At 39.2% G+C, this 9079-nt stretch carries 9 protein-coding genes; 8 read left to right on the forward strand and 1 reads right to left on the reverse strand.

Annotated features, from left to right (window positions below):
- The first annotated feature begins 93 nt into the window (after positions 1-93).
- The 8 genes from dnaE to ACO05G_RS10870 all read left to right on the forward strand — a co-directional run bounded on the left by dnaE (position 94) and on the right by ACO05G_RS10870 (position 8557).
- Complete coding sequence (gene dnaE / locus ACO05G_RS10835; RefSeq protein ID WP_421762799.1) at positions 94-4326, forward strand: DNA polymerase III subunit alpha; 4233 nt, start codon at positions 94-96, stop codon at positions 4324-4326.
- Positions 4327-4429: 103 nt separating this feature from the next.
- The gene (gene trxA / locus ACO05G_RS10840; protein WP_348284124.1) at positions 4430-4753 is read left to right on the forward strand and encodes a thioredoxin; all 324 of its coding nucleotides are present in this window, start codon (positions 4430-4432) and stop codon (positions 4751-4753) included.
- A gap of 65 nt (positions 4754-4818) precedes the next feature.
- Positions 4819-5181, forward strand: a complete 363-nt coding sequence (locus ACO05G_RS10845; RefSeq protein ID WP_421762800.1) for a VOC family protein — start codon at positions 4819-4821, stop codon at positions 5179-5181.
- A 3-nt stretch (positions 5182-5184) separates the two neighbouring features.
- A complete protein-coding gene (locus tag ACO05G_RS10850) occupies positions 5185-5898 on the forward strand; it encodes a sulfotransferase family protein (RefSeq protein WP_421762801.1) in 714 nt (237 codons plus the stop codon).
- 2 nt (positions 5899-5900) lie between these two features.
- Positions 5901-6800, forward strand: a complete 900-nt coding sequence (locus tag ACO05G_RS10855) for an aminotransferase class IV (RefSeq protein ID WP_421762802.1) — start codon at positions 5901-5903, stop codon at positions 6798-6800.
- Positions 6801-6905: 105 nt separating this feature from the next.
- Positions 6906-7124, forward strand: coding sequence for a hypothetical protein (locus ACO05G_RS10860; protein ID WP_348284120.1), 219 nt, complete (start codon positions 6906-6908; stop codon positions 7122-7124).
- Positions 7125-7234: 110 nt separating this feature from the next.
- A complete protein-coding gene (locus tag ACO05G_RS10865) occupies positions 7235-7675 on the forward strand; it encodes a hypothetical protein (RefSeq protein WP_348284119.1) in 441 nt (146 codons plus the stop codon).
- Positions 7676-7678: 3 nt separating this feature from the next.
- Entirely contained in the window at positions 7679-8557 is an 879-nt protein-coding gene (locus tag ACO05G_RS10870; protein WP_421762803.1) for a hypothetical protein, read from the forward strand.
- A 93-nt stretch (positions 8558-8650) separates the two neighbouring features.
- On the opposite strand, the gene ACO05G_RS10875 is transcribed toward ACO05G_RS10870, so the two are convergent.
- Positions 8651-9064, reverse strand: coding sequence for a hypothetical protein (locus ACO05G_RS10875; RefSeq protein ID WP_348284117.1), 414 nt, complete (start codon positions 9062-9064; stop codon positions 8651-8653).
- Positions 9065-9079: the final 15 nt, after the last annotated feature.

Consider the following 9079-nt stretch of genomic DNA (forward strand, 5'->3'; position numbering starts at 1 on the left):
CACAAGTTATCCACAGCGTGTGTTCTTCATTGAAATTTTAGTCAAACATCGCTCGGCTTTGTGTTATTTTGAAAGAGAATATAAGCCCCCTCTATGTACCTCATTTTTGATACTGAAACTACCGGACTTCCACATAATAAATCAGCCCCAGTAGAGGAGCTGGATAATTGGCCCAGGCTGGTACAAATCGCGTGGCAACTTCACGATCAGACCGGGAAACTGATTTCAACAGGAAATCACATTATCAAGCCTGAAGGGTTTACCATACCATTCAATGCAGAAAAAATTCATGGCATCTCAACAAAGCGAGCTCAAGAGGTAGGAGAGGATTTATCAGAAGTGCTCGATATTTTTTCAGAAGACGTCAAGCGTGCCGAAGTACTGGTCGGTCATAACATCGAGTTTGATAACAAGATCATCGGAGCTGAGTACCTACGCAAGCAAAAAGAAAACCTACTTGAGGATGCAAAAAATATTGATACGGCCCTCGATACAAAGGAATTTTGCCAGCTACAGGGCGGTATTGGTGGTAGGCTAAAGTCACCAAAACTTGTCGAGCTATATGAAAAACTATTCGGTGAGCCTTTTGCAGACGCACACGATGCAGCCTATGATGTAGATGCCACAGCCAAGGCATTCTTTGAATGCCTCAAGAGAGCGATCATACCAACCATTGATGATACAACGCCGGAGGACATCAACTATGAAGCTCCAGATTTAGATGCCGCAAATTTTGCCACAAAAAGAGAAAAATCAAGTGGTAAAATTGGTACAGAGGAGGTTAAGGCAGAAGATATTAAAGGAGCATTTTGTCACTTACATGGGCATTCACAATTCTCCGTTTTGCAAGCAACCCCAGATGTAGGAGCTATAGTAGCAAAAGCCAAGTCTTATGAAATGCCAGCAGTAGCTATGACGGATCTGGGCAACATGTTTGGGGCATTTAAGTTTGTGAAAGCTGCTAAAGGAGCTGGAATAAAGCCAATCATCGGATGTGAATTCTATGTCGCTGAAGAAAGATTGAAGCTTCAGTTCACCAAAGACAATCCGGATAAAAGATTCAAGCAATTACTTCTTGCAAAATCAAAGAAGGGGTATGAAAACCTCATCAAACTAAGTTCAATTGCCTATAAAGAAGGAAATTATGGCCTTTACCCACGAATCGACAAAGCACTGATCGAAAAGTACAAGGAGGACCTAATAGCATTAAGTGGCAGCTTAGGTGGTGAAATACCTCATTTGGTATTGAATGTAGGAGAAACCCAGGCAGAAGAAGCCCTGCTTTATTGGAAGAATTTGTTTGGAGATGATTTCTATTTGGAAATCAATCGTCATGAACTTGAAGAGGAAAACAGACTTAATGAAATACTGGTAGATTTTTCAAAGAAGCATGATGTCAAACTAATAGCTGCAAATGAGTACTTCTACCTCGACCGTGAGGATGCCAAAGCTCATGATGTATTGATTTGCATTAAGGAAAACGAAAAACAAAGCACTCCCATTGGTAGAGGTCGTGGTTTCAGACCCGGTTTGCCGAACGATAATTACTACTTCAAAACACAGCAAGAAATGAAAGAATCATTCGGGGATATCCCGGATGCCATTGAAAACATTTCAACTTTAGTAGATAAGATTGAGGAGTATAGCTTAGAACGTGATGTATTACTCCCCGCTTTTGATATCCCTGAGGAATTTATTGACCCGGGGGATAATAAAGATGGAGGTAAGCGAGGTGAAAATGCCTATCTAAAGCACCTTACTTACGAGGGAGCTAAAAAGCGCTATGATGAGATCACAGATGAAATTCGCGATCGAATTGATTTTGAATTAGAGACCATTGCCAACACTGGCTACCCTGGGTACTTCCTAATTGTCCAGGATTTCACAGCAAAAGCACGAGAAATGAATGTAGCAGTTGGTCCAGGTCGTGGATCGGCAGCAGGCTCAGTGGTCGCCTACTGTATCGGGATCACCAATGTAGATCCAATCGCGTATGACCTCCTTTTTGAGCGTTTTCTAAATCCAGATCGGGTGTCGCTTCCCGATATTGATATCGACTTTGATAATGAAGGACGTGAAAAGGTCATCAACTATGTAATTGATAAATATGGTAAAGATCAAGTAGCACAAATCATTACCTACGGTACAATGGCTCCTAAGTCAGCCATCCGTGATGCCGGTAGAGTCATGGAATTACCTCTCCCGGAAACTGATGCTATTGCGAAACTGGTCCCGGAGCAACCCGGAACTAAGTTTTCAAAGGTCTTTGCTGAAGTAAAAGAACTACAAGATCTAAAGAAGGGAAAAGACCTTCCTTCGCAAGTCTTGAATCAAGCGGTTGTTTTAGAGGGTTCTTTGAGAAATACAGGAGTTCATGCGTGTGGAGTAATTATTACACCAGACGACATGAGCAATTTTGTTCCTTTAGCTAAGCAAAAGGATTCTGAAATGATGGTCACTCAGTTCGATAACAGCGTTGTTGAATCTGCAGGGATGCTAAAAATGGACTTCCTGGGTTTAAAAACCCTCTCCATTATCAAAACAGCTGTTGAGAACGTCGAGAAAAGGCATGGAATTAAAATCAACATTGATGATATTCCTCTTGACGATCAAACTACTTATGAGTTGTATCAAAGAGGAGAAACAAATGGTACTTTCCAGTTTGAATCACCTGGAATGCAAAAACACCTCAGAGCGCTAAAGCCTGACAAGTTTGAAGATTTGATTGCCATGAACGCCCTGTATCGACCGGGACCCATGGAATACATACCAAACTTCATTGCTCGAAAGCATGGCAAGGAGGCCATCTCCTATGATATTCCTGAAATGGAGGAATATCTGGCAGAGACCTACGGTATCACCGTCTATCAGGAGCAGGTAATGTTTCTATCTCAATCGCTAGCAGGATTCACTAAAGGTGAAGCTGATGTCTTACGTAAGGCAATGGGTAAGAAAAAGCGGGACGTCCTGGATGAGATGAAACCCAAGTTTATTGAACAAGCCAAGGAAAAGGGTCACCCAGAAGATAAACTTGAAAAAGTATGGACGGACTGGGAAGCTTTTGCTGCATATGCATTTAATAAATCTCACAGTACATGTTACTCTGTAGTAGCCTATCATACCGGCTACCTCAAAGCCAACTACCCTGCCGAATACATGGCATCCGTACTTACTCATAATCAAAGTAGTATTGATAAAGTGAGTTTCTTTATGGAGGAATGTAAAAACCGAAACATTCCTGTACTAGGACCACACGTCAACGAATCTCAAAAAGACTTTGCAGTAAATGCAGATGGTGAGATACGGTTTGGAATGGGGGCTATTAAAGGAACCGGTGAGTCTGCGGTACAGGCTATTATAGAAGAGCGAGATGAAAACGGTCCTTTTTCAGACATCTTCGATTTTGCCAAACGGGTAAATCTCAGGACTGTCAACAAAAAGTCCTTTGAAAGTCTGGCAAAAGCCGGTGGGTTCGACTGCTTTGAAGAGTTTCATAGGCGTCAATATGTGGAACCAGATGATGAAAACTCTTCCCTTATTGAAAAATCCATTCGCTACGCCAATCGGATGCAGGAAGAAGAAGCAAGCAATCAGTCTTCACTTTTCGGAGGTGCCTCTGGGACAGATATTACTAAACCTAAAGTAGGTCGTATTGAGCCTTATGGTGATATCGAGAAACTTAATATAGAAAAGGAAATGGTGGGTCTTTACATCTCAGGACATCCATTAAATCAGTTTAAGTTTGAGATGGACCACCTGACCAATGCGGGAATTCATCAATTATCTGAACCAGAAAAACTCCAGGGGAGAGAGGTTCGAATAGGTGGTATTGTAAGTGATGTACAGCACCGTACTTCGAAAAAAGGAAATCCTTTTGGTCAGTTTACGCTGGAAGATTTCAATGACAATTACACCTTCTACCTTTTTTCCCAAGATTATCTCAAATTCAAACCGATGCTGGAGAAGGGTTGGTTCCTTTACCTCACGGGCAATATTCAAAACCGATGGAACAGTGAAGAGTTAGAGTTTAAAATTCAGAATATTGAACATCTAAGTGAGATTCGTGAAAAAATGACCCGGGGACTTGAATTAAAAATGCGCCTGGAGGATGTTAACGATATTATTGTAGATGAAGTAGAACGAATTGCTGAAAAATTTCCTGGAAAATCATTATTGAAAATGTCTCTGGTAGGAGTTTATGAGAATAGGGCAATTAATCTGGAGATGTTGAGTCGAAAGTTTACTATAGACCCCACAGATGAATTAATTAAAGAATTGCAAGGCATTGAGGAACTTCGCTATAGGGTGCTACTCCAAAAGAACTAATTGTCAAGGCAACAACAAACTAGTGTTTTATCAAACGAGAATAAACTATTCAAATTATTTTTGTGTTCCGAACATAAGCAATCAAAAAAATTAATATAAGACAATGGCAAAAGCAGTAGAAATTACGGACAGCAACTTTGAGGAAATCATTAATTCAGATCAACCTGTACTTGTTGATTTCTGGGCAGAGTGGTGTGGTCCATGTAAAATGATCGGTCCAGTAGTAGAAGAACTAGCAGGAGACTTTGAAGGTAAAGCGGTAGTTGGTAAAGTAGATGTAGATGCTAATCCTGAAGTTTCAGCAAAATTTGGTATCCGATCAATCCCAACACTTTTAGTATTCAAAAACGGTGAAATTGTGGATAAACAAATTGGAGCTGTACCTAAAAATGTTCTCAGTGATAAGCTTACTGCTCAAATGGCCTAAGCATAAAGGAAGGAAATTAAAGCCCTGGCTAAAGAAGTCAGGGCTTTTTTTATGACCTTTAGTGTATGAAACTCTTTTCACACTCCTCGATCATTCTACCGGTAAAGAATGTTAAAAAAAGCGCAGAATACTACCGAGACCAACTAGGTTTCACTATTTCCTTTCTTTGGCAAGATCCCCCGACCTACGCTGTTGTAAATCGTGAAGAAGCTGTTGGTATACACTTCGCGAAATCAGATCACCCGGTTGAACCAACTGATGAGGCTAAGCTGTACATTTTTGTTCATGATGCTGATGCCGTTTACAAAGAATTTCAAAATGCAGGCGTTAAAATTATTGAACCAATCAATGACACAGATTACCAAATGAGAGAATTTGTGATTGAGGACATTAATGGATTTAAATTAGTTCTAGGAAAAGGAATTTAATCCATGATAATCAACCTAATCTCAGGTCCTAGAAATATCTCGACTGCACTGATGTACGCGTTTGCCCAGCATTCAAAAATTAAAGTAGTTGATGAACCATTTTATGCACACTACCTAATTCAAACCGGACTTGATCACCCGGGCAAAGAAGAAACGATTGCTTCCATGTCGAGTGATGTTGTTGAAATTTTGGATGACATCCGATCGCTGGATAAGAAATATGAAATTGTATTTCTTAAAAACATGGCTCATCATCACATCGGACTTGACTGGAGCTACCTTAAGGATATAAAAAATGTATTTTTGATTAGGAATCCAAAGCAATTGATTGCATCATTTGCGCAGGTTATTAATGATCCAACCCTTCAGGACATTGGGCTGAAACATGAAGCAGACATACTGGATTATGTACTTGAAAAAGGTGCCTTTTCTCCTATCGTCATTGATTCCAATGATGTTTTAAAAGATCCTAAAAGAAACTTGAATTACCTATGTGCTCAACTGAATATTCCTTTCGAAGATCGCATGCTGACATGGGAAAAGGGGCCTATTCCTGAAGATGGAGTCTGGGCGAAATCCTGGTACAAAAACGTGCATAATTCTACCGGCTTCAGTAAGCAAAAAACCAGTGAGCGTCCCCTTCCGGAACATTGCGAATCATTACTTGCAGAAGCCATGCCTTATTTTGAAAAATTAGAGAAGTATAAAATCAACTAAACATGTTACAGAAGTACAATCCTAAGAATGAAAATATTCAGGTCTGGGTAGGCGACAAACTTTATCATAGAAATGAAGCAAAAGTCTCTGTTTTTGACAGTACTGTACAGGGTGGAGATGCTGTCTGGGAGGGTTCAAGAGTTTATAAAGAAGGTGTTCTTCATTTAGATCGTCATATTGACAGGTTGTTTGCTTCAGCCAAAGCCTTAGCTTTTGAACATGTTCCAACACGTGACTTTGTTAAGAATGCAATCAAACAAACACTTCAGGCTAACCAAATGACCGAAGATGCGCTTATGCGCATCACCCTCAGTCGTGGAGAGAAGATCACATCGGGTATGGATCCAAGATTGAATCAAAAAGGAAGTTGTCTCATAGTGCTTGCAGAGTGGAAACCATTGGTTTATGATAATGATTCCGGAATCCGGGTGATTACCTCCACTCAAAGAAGGAATGGACCTCAGTTTTTGGATAGCAAAATACATCACAATAACCTGTTAAATAATATTCTTGCGAAGATTCAAGCCAACTTTGCCGGTGTAGATGCTGGAGTCATGCTGGACGAAAGGGGTTTTGTTGCCGAACTTAATGATACCAATCTTTTTATGGTAAAAGACGGAGTTCTCTACACCCCTTTTGCAAATGCATGCCTTCATGGTATAACCAGAGGGTTTGTACTTGAACTTGCTGATAAAAATAATATTCCGTATCAGAAACGAAACCTGAGCCTTGTCGAATTTTATAATGCTGATGAGGTTTTTGCAACTGGGACAATGGGCGAACTAACCCCGGTGAAAGAAATAGATGGCAGGTTAATTGAAAATAAGACTGGTTCGGCCATTAGAAAAAAGCTGAATGAATTAATGTATGACAGTCTTAGCGAAAGATGTGAAAAGCTTTAGCATTAACAACTACGCAAATCACGTATTTCTTCAAATACCAAAATTACGCTCACATTAAACTGAATTGCATCTCATATTTGAACTATCATTTAAAGTTCAAAAGTTATGGAAGCGATTAGTCAAAAACATTTAAGAAAATTATCATTCGAATATGAAGTAGATGGCAAGACCCTGAAGCGAAATGCCATCGATAAAAAAGCAGATGAATGTGGAACGCAATGGGTTCTGGTTGAAACTACTGGAGATCGTCATGCAGCAAATAAACAATGGGTTGAACTTAATTTTTTCAAACAGTGGATTATTCAGATGAGCGCTGCTGCGTAACCCTCACAATAAAAACGTTAATAATTTGATTAGCCTGATCACAAGATCAGGCTTTTTCATGCTAATAGACTTATCTTTAATCATCTTGAACTATCGAAAATCAGGCTAAATTGAAAAAAGTATTTCTTTACTTGCCGTGCGTACTATTGATTTTAGTTGCCCTGTCTCAGATCTACATTACTCAAACAAATGGACTTCTCACCCCAGCCAAAGGTGGCGGATTTGGAATGTTCTCAACAGTAGATAAACTAAACAACCGAGTAGTCATTGTATCTGGAGTTTTCGATAAAAGAGAAGTCAAAATCAAAGTGAATACGAATGATCCCTTCTTTAAAAAATTCCTGGAAAAAGAATGGCAAAAAGCTCGAGCTTATCCCTCCAACTCTAACCTGAGAGAACTGGGAAAAACGCTCGGAAAGCTAAAGTTATCTAAGACTCCAGACTACATTAAGATTCAAGTAAAAAAATGCGTTTTTGATAATCAAACAGCTTCTATAGCGTATGAAACTGTGAATGAACTTAGTATGCCCTATCGACAAACTAGAAAGTAGCTTGTGAAAAAGATCCAAAAATTACTTGATAAAATTGGATCCATTGAATCAATGGATCTGGCGTTGAAAGCTACTCTTGTGTTGTTTTTATTTTCGGAGTGGGTTGTTGGTGATGACTGGAGGTTCATGGCGCCTATACTGACTCTCTCCGCATTAGGCCTGGTAATTCCTGAACTACATAAAAATAAATACCTGTGGTATGTATTAGCTATTGTTTTGTTTTTAAAAACAACAGCAAACTGGTGGACGCAAGACAATCACTTATTCGTAAATCTATATTGGGTAATAGCTATTGCATTTGCTTTATCGTTCAAAGATTCTGTCGGAATACTGGCGCGAAATTCCAGAGCATTAATTGGTCTGGTATTCTTCTTTGCAACAATTTGGAAGATCTTGTCTCCCGACTTTTCTTCAGGAACCTACTTTCATTTTACCTTCCTAACAGACTCAAGATTTGCTGAAGAATCAAAGATTCTTGGAGATCAATCAAGAACTGATATTGCTGAAAATATAAATATGATGCGCAAAGTTGCATCCAATGAAATTGAGACAGCAACTTTAAAATCCAATGACTCCATTAGGCTTAGCACTAAGTTTATTACCTGGCATACCATTCTTATTGAATCGCTTCTTGCATTAGTTTTTTTATTGCCATCACGATTTAAATTAACTAACTACAGAAATTACCTTCTCTTATTATTTGCTTTAACAACCTACTTAACCATGCCTATTCATAGTTTCGCATGGCTAATTATTGCGATGGGTATTTCACAGACTCATGAAAAAGAGAAGCTAGATAGAAGCTTATTTATTTTAAGTCTTCCAATCATGCTGCTTTATAAATTCGTCCCGTTTATGCAGTGGATTGCGGACGCATTTTAGCGTTTTCATTGCTAGGAAATGACTGCTTAATACCGATTACAAACAAAAAAAGGCGAGCCAAATGGCTCGCCTTTTTAATTGAGTACTTTAAAATTAATAATCTTCGTTATCGAAGCGGTTATTCAGAAGGTATCTTATTTCCAAGTCGCCAGTGTTAGACCCAGATATGGTCTGAAGCAATTGCATCTTGGTGTAAGATTGAAAAATAATGGTAAAATTAAATACCGTACCGTCTGCCGCATTTAACGTCAACTGATCATTTGTAGCTGTCCAGTTACCAGCAAAAAAGATTCCATTTATATCTTCCAATACAAACGACCCATCTCTTTCTAAGATAAAGCGTGTAAACAAATCAACAGTACCCTGTGTCTGTCCATTTACATAAGTTTCAGCGACATCCCATTCACCCGGTAACATTTGGGTAGCCGTAGGTGCGGATGTTTCAGAACAAGAGTAAGTAAGCATCACTACTCCCGCTAACATTAAAATATTAAATAATCTTTTCATTTTATATATGTTTTT

Source organism: Ekhidna sp., assembly GCF_965227465.1.
Classification (GTDB): Bacteria; Bacteroidota; Bacteroidia; order Cytophagales; family Cyclobacteriaceae; genus Ekhidna.